Origin of the sequence: Mycobacterium sp., assembly GCF_050700595.1 — a bacterium.
Classification (GTDB): Bacteria; Actinomycetota; Actinomycetes; order Mycobacteriales; family Mycobacteriaceae; genus Mycobacterium.
Genome location: NZ_JBOHHI010000070.1, coordinates 20,252 through 36,829 on the forward strand (window position 1 = coordinate 20,252; position 16,578 = coordinate 36,829).

Here is a 16,578-nt window from a genome sequence, read left to right on the forward strand (position 1 = left end):
TCAAGAATCATTAGTGTTAGATTGGGCATATGGATAACGGTGTCGGTGACGCCTTTGCTGCCGTGGCCGGGTTGAGTAGTTTGGACGACCCGATGCGACGCCGGCTCTACGAGTACGTGGCGTCAAGCGATGAGCCGGTGGTGCGTGATGCGGCCGCCGCAGCGGTGGGCATCAGCCGTACGCTGGCGGCTTACCATCTCGACAAGTTGGCTGAGGCAGGGATTCTCGCGGTCAGTTATGCGCGGCCGTCGGGCCGGACGGGTCCCGGGGCCGGTCGCCCGGCGAAGCGGTATGCGCGTACCCAACAGGAACTGTCGGCGAGCGTGCCGCCGCGCAACTATGGGTTACTGGCGAAGCTGCTCGCCGAAGCGGTGACCGCCGATAAGTCGGGAACGGTGGGCTCGGCGGTGGCGGCGGCGGCACGTAAAACCGGGCGGGCCAGCATGGCCGACCATGATGTGATGGAGTCATTGTGCGGGTGCGGGTATGAGCCTGCTCAAACCGCCGATGGAGATATCGAACTACGGAATTGCCCATTTCATCAGCTGATGGGTCAGTATCCGGAGTTGGTTTGCGGGCTCAACCTGCAGCTGATCCAGGGCATGCTCGAGGCGGTCGGCGAGCGGCCCTCGCGGGCGGTGTTGACGCCCCGTGAGGGCCGATGCTGTGTGGTGGTGCGTGCCGCGCAGGGTCGTGCCAAGAAACGGTCGTCGCGCGAAGGCAAGGCGTCAGGGCGGCGGACCCGCGATGAGTAACGCCGCCGGTTGGTTCACCGTGGCAGGAGACGGCCGGTGAACCTGTTGGAAGCACTCGGGTTGCGCTACCCGGTGATGCAGGCAGGTATGGGCGGGGGCGTGGCCGGCGGTGAGTTGGCCGGATCCGTGTCGGCGGCCGGTGCCCTGGGCACCGTGGGGATGACCGACCCGCGCACCTTTACCGCCGAGTTGCACCGTGCCGCGACGCTGGCGGGAAAACAGCCGATAGCGGCCAATCTCTTGGTGCCGTTCATTCGGAAGGCTCACGTGGATGCATGCGCCGCGTGCGGTATTCCCCTGGTGGTCCTGCACGGCGGCATCTCGCCGCGCTGGACGGCCGCATTGCGGTCGGCGGGCACTCGGGTGTTATGCACCGTGGGCAGCGCGACGCAGGCGCGCGGCGCGCTGGCCGCCGGGGCGGATGGCCTGGTGGTGCAAGGTGTCGAGGCCGGTGGGCACCTGATGGCCGACCGACCGCTGGATGTGACGTTGCCCGAGGTGCTCGAGGCGGTCGACGACGTTCCGGTGCTGGCCGCCGGCGGGGTGGCAGATGCTGCCGACGTACGCAGGTTGCTGACCGCCGGGGCCGTCGGCGTGGTGGCCGGAACCCGGTTTCTGCTCACCGAGGAATCACGCGCCCATCCCGAGTACAAACGGCGGGTACTCGGTGCCCAGCGAACCATCCGCACCCTGCTGTTCGGCATGGGCTGGCACTTGGCGCACCGGGTGGTGCCCAACGCGGTCACCGACCGGTGGTGCGCAAGCAACGACTTGGGGCCCCGATGGATGCAGGTGCTCGGCCGGGTCAGCGCCCCGTTGGGAAAGGCGCTTCCGTTGAACGCGCTCGACACGGTTATCTCCCTGCAGCGCGCCGGACTACCGCTGTACACCCCTGCCCTGCCGCTCACCGGGATGAACACCGCCGTGGTCGATCACGCTGCGCTCTATGCCGGCGAGACGATCCACCGCATCCGCGACATCGTCCCAGCAGCCGAGGCCGTAGCGCGGCTGGCACCATAGACGGGTGCGATCAACACCGTCGGCGCCAGCCGACCGATCAACACTGTGTGGCCGTCCGGTCGCCGGCGATCGCTCCCTGATCATGGCGATCCTCAACCGCACCCCGGATTCGTTTTACGACCGCGGCGCCACCTTCGCCGACGACGCCGCCCGGGCCGCTGCACACCGGGCCATTGTCGACGGCGCCGACGTCGTCGACGTGGGCGGCGTCAAGGCCGGGCCGGGGGATCCCATCGACGCAGCGACCGAGACCGCCCGGGTGGTGCCGTTTATCGAGTGGCTGCGCGACACCTATCCCGAGCAACTGATCAGCGTCGACACCTGGCGCTCGACAGTGGCCAAAGAGGCCTGTCGGGCCGGTGCCGACCTGATCAACGACACCTGGGGCGGCGTCGACCCGAACCTGCCCGCGGTGGCCGCCGCATTCGGCGCCGGCCTGGTGTGCTCACACACCGGCGGTGCGCGGCCCCGCACCCGTCCGTTCCGGGTCAGCTATGGAACAACCACCCGCGGTGTGGTCGACGATGTGATCCGCGAACTGACCGCCGCCGCGGAGCGGGCCGTCGCGGCCGGGGTGGCCCGCGACCGGGTACTGATCGACCCGACCCACGATTTCGGCAAGAACACCTTCCACGGGTTGGCGTTGTTGCGCCACATGGAAGATCTTGTTAACACCGGATGGCCGGTGTTGATGGCATTGAGCAACAAGGACTTCGTCGGGGAGACTCTCGGTGTGCAGCTGACCGAACGGCTGGAGGGAACACTGGCCGCCACCGCGCTGGCGGCCGCCGCCGGTGCGCGGATGTTCCGGGTCCACGAAGTCACACCCACCCGACGAGTACTGGAGATGGTGGCGTCGATCTACGGTCAACGACCACCAACGCGCACGGTAAGAGGACTCGCGTGACGGCATCAGAGCTGGTCGATCTCGTCGGCCACGGCATACTGGCGGCGCTGCCCGGCGACACCTGGCTGTCCGACCGCAGCTGGAGCCGTCCCAAGACCGTCGACGAACTGGTGGCCGTCAAGGCGGGCCGGACCGTCTCGGTGGTGCTGCCCGCCCTCAACGAGGAAGACACCATCGAGTCGGTCGTCGACAGCATCATGCCGGTGGTCGGCGGGCTGGTCGACGAGCTGATCGTGCTGGACTCGGGCTCAACCGACGACACCGAGATCCGGGCGATCGCCGCCGGCGCCCGCGTGGTCAGCCGCGAACAGGCCGTGCCCGACATCGTGCCGCGGCCCGGCAAGGGCGAGGTGCTGTGGCGCTCACTGGCCGCCACCAGCGGCGACATCGTGGTGTTCATCGACTCAGACTTGATCGACCCGCACCCGAGTTTCGTGCCGTGGCTAATCGGCCCGCTGCTGACCGGTGAGGGCATTCACCTGGTCAAGAGTTTCTACCGACGCCCGTTAACCGGGAGTGGCACCGGCGGTGGCCGGGTCACCGAGCTGGTGGCACGGCCGCTGCTCGCCGCGCTGCGGCCCGAGTTGGGCTGTGTGCTACAGCCATTGGGCGGCGAATACGCCGCCACCCGCGAGCTGCTGATGTCGCTGCCGTTCGCGCCGGGCTACGGCGTGGAGATCGGTCTGCTGGTCGACACCTACGACAAGTTGGGGCTGGACGCCATCGCCCAGGTCAACCTCGGAGTGCGGGCCCACCGCAACCGGCCGCTGGCCGAGCTGGGCCCGATGAGCCGGCAGATCGTCGCCACCCTCCTGTCACGCTGCGGTATCCCCGACTCCGGAGTGGGCCTGACCCAGTTCTTCGTCGACGGCGAAGGCTATACCCCGCGCACCTCGCCGGTGTCGCTGGCCGACCGGCCGCCGATGAACGCGCTGCGGCCGCGTTAGGGCAATATCGGGGACGTGGCATTGGTATTGCTGTACCTGGTGGTACTGGTCCTGATTTCGATCGTGCTGTTCGGCGTGGCCAGCATGCTGTTCGGCCGCGGTGAGCAGCTGCCGCCGCTGCCCCGGGGGACAACGGCGACAGTGCTGCCGGCCTCCGGCGTCACCGGTGCCGACGTCGACGCGGTGAAGTTCACTCAGGTGCTGCGTGGATACAAGACCGGCGAGGTGGACTGGGTGCTGGACCGGCTCGGCCGGGAACTCGACCTGCTGCGCGGCCAGTTGGCAAACGGCGCCGATGATCACGGCGCCGGCGATGCCGCGGACGCCCAGGACCCGGCGTGACCGCGCAGCCCGACGACGGGCTGATCCGCTGCTCCTGGGCGAGTACTGACCTCTACCGCGAGTACCACGACCAGGAGTGGGGACGACCATTGACCGGCGCGGTGGCGTTGTTCGAGCGGATGAGCCTGGAGGCGTTTCAGAGCGGCCTGTCCTGGCTGGTCATCCTGCGCAAGCGGGAGAATTTCCGTCGCGCGTTTTGCGGGTTCGACATCGAATCCGTCGCCCGCTACACCGAGGCCGATGTGGCCCGGCTGATGGCCGACGCCGGAATTGTGCGCAACCGCGCCAAGATCGAGGCGACGATTGCCAACGCGCGTGCCGCCGCCGATGTCGACCTCTCCGAGTTGCTGTGGTCGTTCGCGCCACCGCCCCGGCCAGTCTCGCTAAGGCCCGCCGACGCCTCCGAAATCCCCGCGGCGACTGCCGAGTCCAGCGCCATGGCACGCGAATTGAAGCGGCGCGGGTTCCGATTCGTCGGACCCACCACCGCCTACGCCTTGATGCAAGCCACCGGGATGGTCGACGACCACTTGCGCACTTGCTGGGTGCCGTCGATAGCCCGGTGAAAAGCGGCGGCAACCCATCCACCCGGGTCTTGTGCACCCGCGACACTGCGATAGGGAACAATGGGAGGGTGACGTGGCAGTTCATCGCCGGCTATGACGCCTGCGGGGCATGCCCGGCGCCGACCAGGTCCGCGACTGCGGACCAGCAGGAACCCGGAGGGAGCACTCGATGGCGGCGATGAAGCCCCGGACCGGTGATGGTCCGCTGGAAGCGACCAAGGAGGGGCGCGGCATCGTGATGCGGGTACCGCTGGAGGGCGGTGGTCGACTCGTCGTCGAACTGACTCCCGACGAAGCCGCCGCGCTCGGTGACGAACTCAAGGGTGTCACCAGCTGAGCTACGTACACACTTTGCGGTAAATGTCCAGCGTCTGCCCGGCGACATGCGGCCAGGAGAATTCGGTGATGCAACGCTGGCGTCCGGCCTGCCCGTATCGCTTCGCCTTCTCCGGGTCGGCAATCAGGGCATTGACCGCGTCGGCCAGGCCGGCGCGGTAGTCGGCGGGATCGTCGGCGTCGTAATGCACTAGCGAACCGGTGACTCCATCGGTGACCACCTCGGGTATGCCGCCGACATCGGAGGCCACCACCGCGGTTCCGCAGGCCATTGCCTCGAGGTTGACGATGCCCAGCGGCTCATACACCGAAGGGCAGACAAAAACTGTTGCGGCCGTGAGTATTTCGCGTAATCGCTGGATCGGCAGCATCTCCCGGATCCAGTACACGCCGGTGCGCTGGTCGGCCAGTTCAGCGACCTCAACGGTCACTTCAGCGGCGATCTCGGGAGTGTCGGGCGCTCCGGCACACAGCACCAGCTGTGCGCCGGGGCTGAACCGGTGTGCGGCCGCGAGCAGATGGGCAACACCTTTCTGGCGGGTGATCCGCCCGACGAACGCCACCACGGGCCGCTCCGGGTCGACTCCCAGCTCGGTCAACACCGACTCACCGGCCCAGGGTTGGGCCGGGTACCACACGTCGGTGTCGACGCCGTTGCGCACGACGTGCACCCGGGATGGGTCCAGGCTCGGATAGACGCGCAGCACGTCCTCGCGCATGCCCGAGCTGACGGCGACGACGGCCGCCGCAGCGGTCACCGCGGTGTGCTCCGCCCACGACGACACCCGGTAACCACCGCCGAGCTGGTCGGCCTTCCACGGCCGCAAAGGCTCCAGAGAATGCGCGGTCAGCACATGCGGGATGTCGTAGAGCAGTGCGGCCAGGTGCCCCGCCAAGCCGGTGTACCAGGTGTGGGTGTGCACAACGCTGGCCTGTCCGGCGGCGTCGGCCATCAGCAGATCCGACGACAACGTCGACAGCGCCGGGTTGGCGCCCTGCAGCCGCGCATCGGGCTGATACGCGAACGCGTCCGGCCGCGGCGCGCCCATGCAGTACACGTCGACCCGGCACAGCTTCCGCAGTTGCGCGACCAGCTCGGTAACGTGTACTCCGGCGCCGCCGTAGACTTCCGGCGGATACTCTCGAGTCATCATCGCCACCCGCATACCCGGCACCGTAGCAACCGGGGTCAGAGGGGCCAAATACGTTGACGGACAGTCCGTCAGAACACCGACAAATCGCATGATTGTCCTGGCAGTGGTTCGCGGCGGCCGATAGGTTTGAGCCATGAGGGAAGCGCCACACGTGCTGGGCATTGTCCTGGCCGGCGGCGAGGGTAAGCGGTTGTATCCCCTGACCGCGGACCGCGCCAAGCCCGCGGTTCCCTTCGGCGGCGCCTACCGGCTGATCGACTTCGTGCTGTCCAACCTCGTCAACGCCCGATACCTGCGGATCTGTGTTCTCACTCAGTACAAATCGCATTCGCTGGACCGCCACATCTCGCAGAACTGGCGGTTGAGCGGCCTGGCCGGTGATTACATCACCCCGGTTCCCGCGCAGCAGCGCCTAGGCCCGCGCTGGTATACCGGCTCCGCGGACGCCATCTATCAGTCGCTCAACCTGATCTTCGACGAAGATCCGGACTACATCGTGGTTTTCGGCGCCGACCACGTCTACCGGATGGACCCCGAGCAGATGGTCCGGTTCCACATCGACAGCGGAGCCGGGGCGACGGTGGCCGGCATCCGGGTACCGCGTGCGGAGGCTACCGCGTTCGGTTGCCTGGACGCCGACGAGTCCCGCCGGATCCGTAGCTTCGTCGAGAAGCCGATCGAGCCGCCCGGGACTCCCGACGATCCCGAGTCCACGTTCGTGTCGATGGGCAACTACATCTTCACCACCAAGGTGCTCATCGACGAGATCCGCGCCGACGCCGAGAACGATCATTCCGATCACGACATGGGCGGCGACATCATCCCGCGGCTGGTGACCGACGGGATGGCCGCGGTCTACGACTTCTCCGACAACGAGGTACCCGGCGCAACCGACCGCGACCGTGGCTACTGGCGAGACGTCGGCACGCTGGACGCGTTCTACGACGCGCACATGGACCTGGTGTCGGTGCATCCGGTGTTCAACTTGTACAACCGGCGCTGGCCGATTCATGGTGCGACCGAAAACCTGGCGCCGGCCAAGTTCGTCAACGGGGGCTCGGCGCAGGAATCGGTGGTCGGCGCCGGGAGCATTATCTCGGCGGCGACCGTGCGTAACTCGGTGCTGTCGTCCAACGTCGTCGTCGACGACGGCGCCATCGTGGAGGGCAGCGTGATCATGCCGGGCACTCGGGTGGGCCGGGGCGCGGTGGTGCGCCACACCATCCTGGACAAGAACGTCGTTGTCGGGCCCGGTGAGATGGTCGGGGTGGATCTAGAGAAGGATCGGGAACGCTTCGCGATCAGTGCCGGCGGAGTGGTCGCCGTGGGCAAGGGCGTGTGGATCTAAGCCGTGGTCACCTCTGCCTCGAGCGTGCGTGTCCCCGGTCGACTCGCCGGGCTACTCGCCGTTTTAGCACACGCTCGCGGGGAAGTTCCGTCGTCACCAGACGAATGGCACCAACCGATAGCGCACTTTCTGCGCATATTCGGGGTAGCCAGCCAACTCGTGTTCGAGCATGTTCTCCTCGTCTTCGATACGCAGTGCAAGGAAGGGCAGGCCGACGACCAAGCCCGCCAGACCCCAGTAGGAACCGAGCGCCAGCGGAATGCCGACCATCACGATCACCAGGGAGAAGTACATCGGGTGCCGAACAAACCCGTACAGCCCGGTGGAAATCACGCGCTGCTCCGCCTCGACGGTGATATTGGCAGCGGCGTAACTGTTCTCTACGACGGTCAGGATGCCGACGCCCAAGCCGACCGCCACCAGGACATCGCCGACCACCCACACGGCGGCCGGCAGGGTCGACCACCCGAACCGATGGTCCAGCGCGCTGACGATGAGCAAGGCGGCGAACGCCGTGAACAAGCCTGTGATAGCGAGCTTTTGCGCGACGCGGGTTTCGGCTGCCGGGCCGCCATGGAGCCGCCGCTGCAGGACGGCCGGGTTCCTGGTGCCCCAGTAGATGCTGGAACCGACCGCCGCGGCATAGATGGCGAGAAACACCCATGCCTGCCAGTAGTCGAAAGTCCCTGCCGGCCAGAACAACAGCAGGCCGAACACGACCACGGCGATGGATCCGTAACCCACGGTTTGAAGGATGATCTTCATGATCCGTTTCTTTCGACTACCACAGGTGGGGGGCCAACCGGTACTGAACCCGCCGCGTGTAATCGGTGTATCCGGCCAACTCCCGTCCGAGTAGCTCTTCTTCGTCGCGGATGCGCACCGCGAGCACGATCAACCCCGGGATGACGAAGACAAGTCCCCAGTAGGAGCCGAGCGCGAGCGGGATACTCACCATCATGATGACGTTGCCGGTGTACATCGGATGGCGTACCAGCCCATACAGGCCGGTGGAGACGAGCTTTTGGTCAGCCTCAACCGTGACGTTGGCAGCCGCATAGCTGTTCTGGATGACCACCAGCATGGCCACACCCAGTCCGAGCGCGACCAGGACATCGCCAACCAGGCAGACCGCCGCCGGCACCGAAGACCAGCCGAAGCGATGGTCGAAGACGCTGAACACGATCATCGCCAGCAGCGACACGAACGCGACCGAGATGATGAGCCGCTGCAGCGTTCTGGCTTCTGCGAGGGGTCCCGCGCGCATCCGCCGCTCCAGGGCGGCCGGGTTCGTGCGGATGAGGTAGAGGGTGGGAATCCAGGTGGAGAGGGTGAACACGACCACGAACACCCACCCCTGCCAGTAATGGAACGTCCCGGCCGGCCAAAACAACATCAACCCGAAGGCGACAAGGCCTAAGGCACCCGACAGGAGCGCTTTGCCAAGGGTTTTCATGACACCTCCTCAACACCGCAGATCGCGACGCCGAAACGCGGTGGCTCCCAGCGTAATCAACACCGTATCGATTACCAGCAGCCACAGCAGCGGAACCGCGGTGAAGTCGCCGTTGCCCACCCGCGGGATGTGCGCGAACGGTTCGAGGTCCAGCAGCCACTGCGAAAAGCCCGACAACGAACCCAGCAGGTACAACGCCACGAAGCCGACAAGCACAGCCCACGCCACCGGGGTGAACCGCGGCACCAGACCGAACAGTGCGACCGTCACAGCGGCCAGCAGCCAAGCGGCAGGTAGCTGTGCGGCTGCGGTGCCGACCACCGAAGGCAGCTTGCCGCCGATGTCGTCGGCCGCGACGCCGTAGGTAAGGCCGGCGGCCAGCCCGGCAATCAGCATCACGACCGCAGATCCCGCCAGTGCTATCACCAGATGTGTTGCCAGCCAACGGGTTCGGCCCACCGCACCGGCCAGCAGCGTCTCGGCGCGCTGGCTGCTCTCTTCCTGGTGTAGCCGCAGGGTTAGTGAAACGGCGAACGCGGCAGCCGCCATGCCGAGCATGACGAACGCCACCGCGATGAAGGCCTGCTCCAACGCGCTGGTGCCGCCCATCCGTACGACGATGTCACGCGCCGAGTCGCTGCCGATCTCATCGCCGATGCCGTGCACCACGCTGCCGATCAGCAAGCCGTAGAGGCAAAGACCCACTGTCCATAGCAGCAGCGACCCGCGGTCCAGCCGCCACGCCAACCCGACGGCGCCCCGCAGCATCGGCGCGGCGGTGCCCGGGCCGGGGCGCTCGGCGATCAACCCGGCGCCGACGTCGCGGCGAGCGAGCAGCAGGTAGGCGAGCACGGTAAGGGCCGTCGTTGTTGCCAGATGCAACGTCAGCACCCACCAGCGGTCGCCGGCATACGGGCGGACTTGCAGGGACCAGCCCAGCGGGGAGAGCCAAGACAACCCGCCGGAGCCGGCATCACCGACGGCGCGCAGCGTGAATGCGGCCGCCAGCACGCTGAACGCGACACCGCGGGCGACCCGGGCGCTGGAGGAGAGTTGTGCCGCGATCGCGGCCACCGCGGTGAACACCAGGCCGGAGCAGGCCAGCGCCGCCCCGAATGCCAGCGACCCGCCTGGCGAGACGTCGGTGGTCAGCAGTCCGGCCGCACCGATGGCGCCGGTGGCGATCGACGCCCCGAACGACAGCAGCAGGGCCGCGCTCAGGCTGGCGTACCGGCCCACCATGGTCGAGTTGATCAGTTCAGTGCGGCCGGTCTCCTCGTCGCCGCGGGTATGGCGGATCACGGTGAGAATGACGGCCACCGCGATGAGCAGGTGGAACATCCCGGCCTTCCAGATGGCGGTGGCGCCGAGGCTGTCGTTGTAGATCTGGCCGTAGAGCGCTCGCTGGGCCGGGCTGGCCATGATCGTGGCCGCGAACGCGGCACGGGCGGCCTGATCCGCATAGATTTTCTCGACGCTTCCGACGTACACGGTGGCCAGCGGCATCGACAGCAGCAGCACCCACAGCGGCAACACGACCCGGTCGCGGCGTAGATAGAGCCGCAGCATTCCCAGCGCGCCGGAGAAGTTCGAACCGCGTTCTGGCGCTTGGTGGGCGGGCTGGTATGGCCGCTCCGCTGTGGCGGTGCGGCTCATGCCGGCACCTGCTGTTCGGTGTTTGCCGCCTGACCGTCGGCGCCGTAATGGCGCAGGAAGAGTTCCTCCAGGGTGGGCGGCTGGCTGATCAGGCTGCGCACCCCCGCATCGCCGAGCACCCTGATCAGTTCGCCCAGGCTCGCGCTGTCGACCTGGGCACGCAGCGTGTTGCCGTCGACGCTGACGTCCTCCACACCCTTGATCTGGGTGAGATCACCTGGATCACCAATTATTTCGGCCTTGATCGACGTGCGGCTGAGGTGGCGCATCGAATCCAGCGAGCCGCTCTCAACGGTCTTGCCGGCCCGGATGATGGTCACCCGTTCGCACAACGCCTCGGTTTCCGCGAGGATGTGACTGGACAACAGGACTGTCACGCCGCAGTCGCGCGCTTCACCGACGCACTGCTGAAATACGTTCTCCATCAGCGGGTCCAGACCGCTGCTCGGCTCGTCGAGTAGCAGCAGCCGTGCCCGCGACGAGAACGCTGAAACCAGGGAGACCTTCTGACGGTTGCCCTTGGAGTAGGTGCGCGCCTTCTTATGCGGGTCAAGGTCGAAGCGTTCGATCAGCTCCGCCCGGCGCTTCTCGTCGATACCGCCGCGCATCCGCGCCAGCAGATCGATGGTCTCACCGCCGGTGAGATTGGGCCACAGCGTCACATCGCCTGGCACATAAGCGATCTGACGGTGCAGCTCGACGGCGTCCTTCCACGGGTCTCCGCCGAGCAACCGCGCGGTGCCGGCGTCGGCCTTTACCACACCCAGCAGGATCCGGATCGTGGTGGACTTACCGGCGCCGTTGGGTCCGAGGAAGCCGTGTATTTCGCCCTCTCGAACGGTCAGATCAAGACCGTCCAGCGCCCGGACCGCGCCGAACTTCTTGGTCAGATCGCGGATTTCGATGGGCGCCTGGCTTTGGTCAGCTGGCATTGGCTTCTCCTTGTTCTGCTTTGGCGAGGAAGGCGTCGTACATGGTGTGGTCGGCCATCAGGCCGTCGGTATAGATCTCGAGGGACGGGAGGACCATGTCGCGGGCGTAGTCGCGCAATACTTCACGCAAGTCCGTGGGGTTCTCGTGCATCTGCAGATACAGCAGAAAGCCGCCGCCGCCCGTGATTGCCAGGTATTTGGCCCGAGCCTTCGGGTCTCGGCTGGGTTTGAGCGTGCCGGCTCGAACACCTTCGTCGAGATACTCCTCGGCGTTCTGGATCATCTTGCGCCACAACGTGGTTGCCAGCTCACCGCCCGATTGCATGGTGCGAACCAAGTAGGCCATCAGCGACGCATACGACTCGATCTCGGCCATCGCCGCGAACCAGGTACCCGGATCGCTGGACCGCATCGCCTCTGACTTACCGCTGCGGATCTCCTCGGCGATGTACTCGTCGCAGGCCTTGCGCAGACCTTCCTTGGAGCCGAAGTGGTGAATGACCAGTGCTGCACTCACTCCGGCAGCCTCGGCCACCGCTCGCAGGCCCGTCTCGAAGCCGTGCTGCCCGAACTGCTCGATCGCGGCATCGCGGATCCGGGCCGCTGCGGTCAAATCAGCTGAACGCATGTTCAGTATGTTAAACGCACGTTCAGTCGAGGTCAAGTCTTGCGCAGTAACTAGTCGCGCACGGCGGCCAGCAGACCGTCGCCGAGCGGCACCAACGCCGGGGTGAGCCGCTCGTCCTCGGCGATCAATCGCGCCGCTTCGCGCACCGCGACCACCTCGTCGTCGTGTGCGGCGGGATCATTGGCCCGGCCGCCCAGCGCAGCGCGGTGCACAACAACGACCCCGCCCGCACGCAACAGCCGCACGCCCTCCACCACGTACTCCGGCTGGTCGATCGGGTCGGCGTCGATGAACACGAGGTCATAGGATTCGTCGGCGAGGCGGGTCAGCACCTCCTGCGCACGGCCGCTGATCAGCCGGGTCCGGGACGGTCCGACGCCGGCGTCGGTGAATGCCTGCTTGGCGATCCGCTGGTGTTCGGGCTCGATGTCGATCGTGGTCAACACTCCGTCGTCGCTCATTCCCGACAGCAGCCACAGTCCACTGACCCCGGCGCCGGTGCCCACCTCGACGACGGCCTTGCCGCCGGACAGTTTCGCCAGCAGGCTCAGCAGTGCGCCGACCGCGGGACTGATCGCGCCGACGCCGACGTCGACGGCACGGTCGCGGGCGGCCGCCAGGATCGCGTCCTCGGAGATCGACCCTTCGGCATGGGCGTAAATGGCGGCGGCCCGACTGGTCGAAGCCGCCTGGCCGGGTGTGTGGTCGGTGCTGGCCATGCCCCGCAGCGTAAAACCAACCCCACCGGTAGCGGGGCAGGCGCGCCCGGTGACACGCCACGGCGGCAAAGGCGATAAATGTCACCACGCGGCGGGAAAGCCCAGCTAGGAGAGTGACAGCCGGGTTTCTCAGTGAATGTTCAGTCGGATCACATACCGACCACAAGCCGATACGCGACGGTGGCTGCATGGAACGCGGTGAGTGCCGGGCCGGGAATAGCGATGGCGCCCTTCGCGTTGCGAGCGATGACGCTTTGCCCGACGTCCGTAAGATCAATCCGGAGGATCCGACCATCACCACCCTGACGAGCCCAGCGAGCATGTCACATCCCGACCGCTATCGCGATGCGGACTGGGTCGAACCATGCGACGAGCCTTATGGCACCGCGGTCTTCGACGCGACCGGCGACAAAGCGACGATGCCGTCCTGGGATGAATTGGTGCGTCAACACGCCGACCGGGTTTACCGGCTGGCCTACCGGCTCTCCGGCAGCCAGCACGACGCCGAAGACCTCACCCAGGAGACCTTCATCCGGGTATTCCGGTCGGTGCAGAACTATCAGCCGGGAACATTCGAAGGCTGGTTGCACCGCATCACCACCAACCTCTTCCTCGATATGGTGCGCCGGCGCGGCCGGGTGCGGATGGAGGCATTGCCCGAGGACTACGACCGGGTGCCTGCCGACGAACCCAACCCCGAGCAGATCTACCACGACGCGCGGCTGGGGCCTGACCTGCAGGCCGCGCTGGATTCGCTGCCGCCGGAGTTTCGCGCCGCAGTGGTGTTGTGCGACATCGAGGGTCTGTCCTATGAGGAGATCGGTGCCACGCTGGACGTGAAGTTAGGCACCGTACGCAGCCGCATCCACCGGGGGCGACAGGCGTTGCGCGACTATCTGGCAGCCCACTCCGGGCAGGCTGTGCCGTCCCGTCGCGTCGGCACGCCGGGCGGCGTGGCGTAAGCCAGGGTCGGCCTCGTGGCTGTTCACTGGTGTTGTGCGCCGCGCAGCGCGCTACATTCGAAGTAATGCTGAAGTAGTCCAGGGCACGCCGAACGCTGACACCGAGAGGAGCGGGCGATGGTCGAGCGGGGACATGTCTTCCGCCGTGCGTTCTCCTGGCTCCCATCCCAATTTGCCTCGCAAAGCGATGCGCCGGTCGGCACGCCCCGCCAGTTCGGTTCCACCGAGCACCTGTCTACCGAGGCCATCGCGGCATTCGTCGATGGGGAGTTGCGGATGAATGCGCACCTGCGTGCCGCACACCACCTATCGCTATGCGCGCAATGCGCTGCCGAAGTGGAGGATCAGGGCCGAGCGCGCGCCGCACTGCGCGACTCCAGCCCGATTAGGATCCCCAGTACGCTGCTCGGAATGCTGTCGCAAATTCCGGACGCGGCGCCCGACGATCCGGGGGGCATGTCCGATCAGTTAGCTGACGGCAGCGCGCGTGACCGCCGTAAGCGCCGGTAGGCTGGATCAGCCGGTGCCCGACGCCGTGCTCGTGCTCATAGCGCGCGTTTTCTCCAGCGTTCGGAAGAGGATGACGTGACCTCCGACCAGGACAAGTACGGCGGCCACCGCTTGGCGCCACGACCCGTATCGCGGCCGGCGGTTGATCCCGCGGCGCGCCAGACATTCAGCAGGCCCGACGGCGTGCAGGGCTCTTTCGTCGCCGAGCGCGTCCGGCCGCAGAAGTACCGCAACGAAGGCGAGTTCACCCCGCACGACGAGTCGGCCGACCCGCTGCTCGCCGACGCCTTCGGCCGCCCGTTTCCGGGCGTCGAGTCGCTGCAGCGCCACCCGACCGACGCCGGTGCGCTCGACGCCGAAAAGGACAAGGACCAGCCGCAAGAGCCCGACGACCCGTGGCGCAACCCGGGAGCGGCCGCAGCGTTGGGCGGCCCGGCGTTGTCCGCCGCCGCGCCGGCCGGCGCCGGCGGGCTACGCGACCGGCTCGGGGTACGTGACGTGCTGTTCGGCGGCCGGGTTTCCTACCTGGCGCTGGCCATCCTGGCTGTCATTGCGCTGCTGATCGGCCTGGTCGGTGGTGTGGTCGGACGCAAGACCGCCGAGGTTGTGCAGGCGTTCACCACGTCAAGGGTGACGCTGTCCACCACCGGTAACGGCCAAGAGCCGGCCGGGCGGTTCGCCAAGGTGGCCGCTGCGATGGCCGACTCGGTCGTGACAGTCGAGTCGGTCAGCGACCAGGAGGGCATGCAAGGCTCCGGGCTGGTGATCGACGGCAGCGGTTACATCGTCACCAACAACCACGTCATCTCGGAGGCCGCCACCAACCCCAGCCAGTACAAGACCACGGTGGTGTTCAACGACGGCAAGGAGGTACCCGGCAACCTGGTCGGCCGCGACCCCAAGACCGACCTGGCCGTCCTCAAGGTCGACAACGTCGACAATTTGTCGGTGGCCCGGCTCGGCGACTCCGACAAGGTGCGGGTCGGCGATGAGGTTCTGGCGGCCGGCGCGCCGCTGGGATTGCGCAGCACCGTGACGCACGGCATCATCAGCGCGCTGCACCGGCCAATTCCGTTGTCGGGTGAGAACTCGGATACGGACACCGTCATCGACGCCGTCCAGACCGACGCGTCGATCAACCATGGGAATTCCGGTGGGCCGTTGATCGACATGGATTCCCAGGTGATTGGTATCAACACGGCCGGTAAGTCGCTGTCCGACAGTGCCAGCGGGCTCGGTTTCGCGATCCCGGTGAACGAGGCGAAGTTGGTGGCCCAGACGCTGATCAAAGACGGCAAGATCGTGCATCCCACGCTGGGGGTGAACATCCAGTCGGTGAGCAATTCGATCGCCTCGGGTGCGCTGGTGAAGAACGTCAAGGTGGGTAGCCCCGCCGAAAAGGGCGGCATCCTGGAGAACGATGTGGTGGTCAAGGTCGGTGACCGCAAGGTTGCCGACGCCGACGAGTTCATCGTCGCGGTCCGCCAGCTGACCGTCGGTAAGGCGGCGCCGATCGAGGTGGTGCGCGACGGCCGGCACGTCACGTTGACGGTGACACCGGGTCCGGACACCACCTAGATGTTCGCCAACATCGGCTGGGGGGAAATGCTGGTGCTCGTGGTGGTCGGGCTGGTTATCCTGGGCCCCGAGCGTCTCCCGGGTGCGATCCGGTGGAGCGCCGACGCGCTGCGTCAGCTGCGCGACTACCTCGGTGCGATGACGACCCAGCTGCGCGAGGATATCGGGCCAGAGTTCGACGAACTGCGGGAACCGCTGAGTGAGCTGCAGAAATTCCGCGGTATGACGCCGCGCGCAGCGCTGACCAAGCACCTTTTCGACGGCGACGACTCGTTGTTCACCGGCAGGTTCGACCGGGCGGAGGAGGCTGTTCCGGAGCCTGCCGCCCCCTCTTTCGCCGCGCCGGAATCTCCGCCCACCGGGCCCGCGCCGCCGCCGTTCGACACCGACGCGACCTAAGAGTTGACCCGTAGTGGGTCATGCAGCGCCAATCAGCTTGGGGTCTGGTTGTTTTCGGCTGGTCCCGCGACGTCCACGTTTGCGCGCTGGTCTGTTCGGGGGTGGGCCGAGTGCTGCTTGCTCAGCAGGGGCCACCGGGTGATATTGGTGGCTGCCGGTCCTGGCCGGTCCAACACCATCTGGTGGTGTTGGTGGCTGGTGCCGGTTGACTGAGCCCTCCCACTCTTGCTGGGAGGCCAGCCACGCCCGCAGGGCGTGGGCAAGCGTGTAGTCGACTCGAGCGGTGTGCGGATCATCGGGATCGGAAAGCTCCACGCAGGCCGCCAGTATCGCCGAGGTGATGTCGCGGTCGGCGTGTAACCC

At 66.8% G+C, this 16,578-nt stretch carries 18 protein-coding genes and 2 pseudogenes; 12 read left to right on the forward strand and 8 right to left on the reverse strand.

What is annotated here, in order from left to right:
* The first annotated feature begins 29 nt into the window (after positions 1 to 29).
* From ACRDTL_RS07090 to ACRDTL_RS07120, 7 genes and pseudogenes are all read left to right on the forward strand, one after another.
* Positions 30 to 755: a helix-turn-helix transcriptional regulator gene (locus tag ACRDTL_RS07090; protein WP_431506004.1), complete on the forward strand. Its 726-nt coding sequence runs from the start codon at positions 30 to 32 to the stop codon at positions 753 to 755.
* 36 nt (positions 756 to 791) lie between these two features.
* Positions 792 to 1,775, forward strand: coding sequence for an NAD(P)H-dependent flavin oxidoreductase (locus ACRDTL_RS07095; RefSeq protein ID WP_431506005.1), 984 nt, complete (start codon positions 792 to 794; stop codon positions 1,773 to 1,775).
* Positions 1,772 to 2,682: pseudogene (gene folP, locus ACRDTL_RS07100) on the forward strand (dihydropteroate synthase). The gene ACRDTL_RS07095 and the pseudogene folP overlap by 4 nt, the downstream one beginning before the upstream one ends.
* Positions 2,679 to 3,629 carry a glucosyl-3-phosphoglycerate synthase gene (locus ACRDTL_RS07105; RefSeq protein WP_431506006.1) on the forward strand — a complete coding sequence of 317 codons (951 nt, stop codon included), beginning with the start codon at positions 2,679 to 2,681 and terminating at the stop codon, positions 3,627 to 3,629. The pseudogene folP and the gene ACRDTL_RS07105 overlap by 4 nt, the downstream one beginning before the upstream one ends.
* Before the next feature lie 15 nt (positions 3,630 to 3,644).
* Positions 3,645 to 3,971, forward strand: coding sequence for a DivIVA domain-containing protein (locus ACRDTL_RS07110; protein WP_431506007.1), 327 nt, complete (start codon positions 3,645 to 3,647; stop codon positions 3,969 to 3,971).
* Positions 3,968 to 4,537 carry a DNA-3-methyladenine glycosylase I gene (locus ACRDTL_RS07115; RefSeq protein WP_431506008.1) on the forward strand — a complete coding sequence of 190 codons (570 nt, stop codon included), beginning with the start codon at positions 3,968 to 3,970 and terminating at the stop codon, positions 4,535 to 4,537. The genes ACRDTL_RS07110 and ACRDTL_RS07115 overlap by 4 nt, the downstream gene beginning before the upstream one ends.
* A 169-nt stretch (positions 4,538 to 4,706) precedes the next feature.
* Positions 4,707 to 4,874, forward strand: coding sequence for a DUF3117 domain-containing protein (locus ACRDTL_RS07120; protein ID WP_003406247.1), 168 nt, complete (start codon positions 4,707 to 4,709; stop codon positions 4,872 to 4,874).
* A 1-nt stretch (position 4,875) separates the two neighbouring features.
* On the opposite strand, the gene glgA is transcribed toward ACRDTL_RS07120, so the two are convergent.
* Positions 4,876 to 6,039, reverse strand: coding sequence for a glycogen synthase (gene glgA, locus ACRDTL_RS07125; protein ID WP_431506009.1), 1,164 nt, complete (start codon positions 6,037 to 6,039; stop codon positions 4,876 to 4,878).
* 121 nt (positions 6,040 to 6,160) lie between these two features.
* Here glgA and glgC point away from each other — a divergent pair, with 121 nt between their 5' ends.
* Positions 6,161 to 7,375, forward strand: coding sequence for a glucose-1-phosphate adenylyltransferase (glgC, locus tag ACRDTL_RS07130; protein WP_431506010.1), 1,215 nt, complete (start codon positions 6,161 to 6,163; stop codon positions 7,373 to 7,375).
* Between the two features lie 93 nt (positions 7,376 to 7,468).
* On the opposite strand, the gene ACRDTL_RS07135 is transcribed toward glgC, so the two are convergent.
* The 6 genes from ACRDTL_RS07135 to ACRDTL_RS07160 are packed head-to-tail and all read right to left on the reverse strand — an operon-like array spanning position 7,469 to position 12,766.
* Positions 7,469 to 8,140, reverse strand: a complete 672-nt coding sequence (locus ACRDTL_RS07135) for a methyltransferase family protein (protein ID WP_431506011.1) — start codon at positions 8,138 to 8,140, stop codon at positions 7,469 to 7,471.
* A 16-nt stretch (positions 8,141 to 8,156) separates the two neighbouring features.
* On the reverse strand, positions 8,157 to 8,831 hold the full coding sequence (locus ACRDTL_RS07140; protein ID WP_431506012.1) for a methyltransferase family protein: 675 nt from the start codon (positions 8,829 to 8,831) through the stop codon (positions 8,157 to 8,159).
* Between the two features lie 9 nt (positions 8,832 to 8,840).
* Positions 8,841 to 10,487 carry an ABC transporter permease gene (locus tag ACRDTL_RS07145; protein WP_431506013.1) on the reverse strand — a complete coding sequence of 549 codons (1,647 nt, stop codon included), beginning with the start codon at positions 10,485 to 10,487 and terminating at the stop codon, positions 8,841 to 8,843.
* The gene (locus ACRDTL_RS07150; protein ID WP_431506014.1) at positions 10,484 to 11,419 is read right to left on the reverse strand and encodes an ATP-binding cassette domain-containing protein; all 936 of its coding nucleotides are present in this window, start codon (positions 11,417 to 11,419) and stop codon (positions 10,484 to 10,486) included. The genes ACRDTL_RS07145 and ACRDTL_RS07150 overlap by 4 nt, the downstream gene beginning before the upstream one ends.
* Positions 11,409 to 12,047, reverse strand: a complete 639-nt coding sequence (locus ACRDTL_RS07155) for a TetR family transcriptional regulator (protein ID WP_431506015.1) — start codon at positions 12,045 to 12,047, stop codon at positions 11,409 to 11,411. Before ACRDTL_RS07155 ends, ACRDTL_RS07150 begins: the two co-directional genes overlap by 11 nt.
* 50 nt (positions 12,048 to 12,097) lie before the next feature.
* Positions 12,098 to 12,766 carry an O-methyltransferase gene (locus ACRDTL_RS07160; protein WP_431506016.1) on the reverse strand — a complete coding sequence of 223 codons (669 nt, stop codon included), beginning with the start codon at positions 12,764 to 12,766 and terminating at the stop codon, positions 12,098 to 12,100.
* A 188-nt stretch (positions 12,767 to 12,954) separates the two neighbouring features.
* Between ACRDTL_RS07160 and sigE the strand changes: the two genes are divergently transcribed.
* The 4 genes from sigE (at position 12,955) to tatB (ending at position 16,215) form a co-directional block, all read left to right on the forward strand.
* Positions 12,955 to 13,728 (forward strand): RNA polymerase sigma factor SigE, encoded by a 774-nt coding sequence (gene sigE, locus ACRDTL_RS07165; RefSeq protein ID WP_431506017.1) that lies wholly within the window; start codon positions 12,955 to 12,957, stop codon positions 13,726 to 13,728.
* Between the two features lie 117 nt (positions 13,729 to 13,845).
* On the forward strand, positions 13,846 to 14,238 hold the full coding sequence (rseA, locus tag ACRDTL_RS07170; RefSeq protein ID WP_431506018.1) for an anti-sigma E factor RseA: 393 nt from the start codon (positions 13,846 to 13,848) through the stop codon (positions 14,236 to 14,238).
* Positions 14,239 to 14,313: 75 nt separating this feature from the next.
* Positions 14,314 to 15,816, forward strand: coding sequence for a serine protease HtrA (gene htrA, locus ACRDTL_RS07175; RefSeq protein WP_431506019.1), 1,503 nt, complete (start codon positions 14,314 to 14,316; stop codon positions 15,814 to 15,816).
* Complete coding sequence (gene tatB / locus ACRDTL_RS07180; RefSeq protein WP_431506020.1) at positions 15,817 to 16,215, forward strand: Sec-independent protein translocase protein TatB; 399 nt, start codon at positions 15,817 to 15,819, stop codon at positions 16,213 to 16,215.
* Between the two features lie 18 nt (positions 16,216 to 16,233).
* Here the strand turns inward: tatB and ACRDTL_RS07185 are convergent.
* Positions 16,234 to 16,578 (reverse strand): annotated as a pseudogene (locus tag ACRDTL_RS07185) (transposase); the annotation flags it as partial.

Bases quoted from the DNA above. Each gene is read 5' to 3' on its own strand.
- ACRDTL_RS07090 (WP_431506004.1), top strand. From the start codon at position 30: ATGGATAACGGTGTCGGTGACGCCTTTGCTGCCGTGGCCGGGTTGAGT.
- ACRDTL_RS07120 (WP_003406247.1), top strand. From the start codon at position 4,707: ATGGCGGCGATGAAGCCCCGGACCGGTGATGGTCCGCTGGAAGCGACC.
- glgA (WP_431506009.1), bottom strand. From the start codon at position 6,039: ATGCGGGTGGCGATGATGACTCGAGAGTATCCGCCGGAAGTCTACGGC.
- glgC (WP_431506010.1), top strand. From the start codon at position 6,161: ATGAGGGAAGCGCCACACGTGCTGGGCATTGTCCTGGCCGGCGGCGAG.
- ACRDTL_RS07135 (WP_431506011.1), bottom strand. From the start codon at position 8,140: ATGAAGATCATCCTTCAAACCGTGGGTTACGGATCCATCGCCGTGGTC.
- ACRDTL_RS07140 (WP_431506012.1), bottom strand. From the start codon at position 8,831: ATGAAAACCCTTGGCAAAGCGCTCCTGTCGGGTGCCTTAGGCCTTGTC.
- ACRDTL_RS07145 (WP_431506013.1), bottom strand. From the start codon at position 10,487: ATGAGCCGCACCGCCACAGCGGAGCGGCCATACCAGCCCGCCCACCAA.
- ACRDTL_RS07150 (WP_431506014.1), bottom strand. From the start codon at position 11,419: ATGCCAGCTGACCAAAGCCAGGCGCCCATCGAAATCCGCGATCTGACC.
- ACRDTL_RS07155 (WP_431506015.1), bottom strand. From the start codon at position 12,047: ATGCGTTCAGCTGATTTGACCGCAGCGGCCCGGATCCGCGATGCCGCG.
- ACRDTL_RS07160 (WP_431506016.1), bottom strand. From the start codon at position 12,766: ATGGCCAGCACCGACCACACACCCGGCCAGGCGGCTTCGACCAGTCGG.
- sigE (WP_431506017.1), top strand. From the start codon at position 12,955: ATGGAACGCGGTGAGTGCCGGGCCGGGAATAGCGATGGCGCCCTTCGC.
- rseA (WP_431506018.1), top strand. From the start codon at position 13,846: ATGGTCGAGCGGGGACATGTCTTCCGCCGTGCGTTCTCCTGGCTCCCA.
- tatB (WP_431506020.1), top strand. From the start codon at position 15,817: ATGTTCGCCAACATCGGCTGGGGGGAAATGCTGGTGCTCGTGGTGGTC.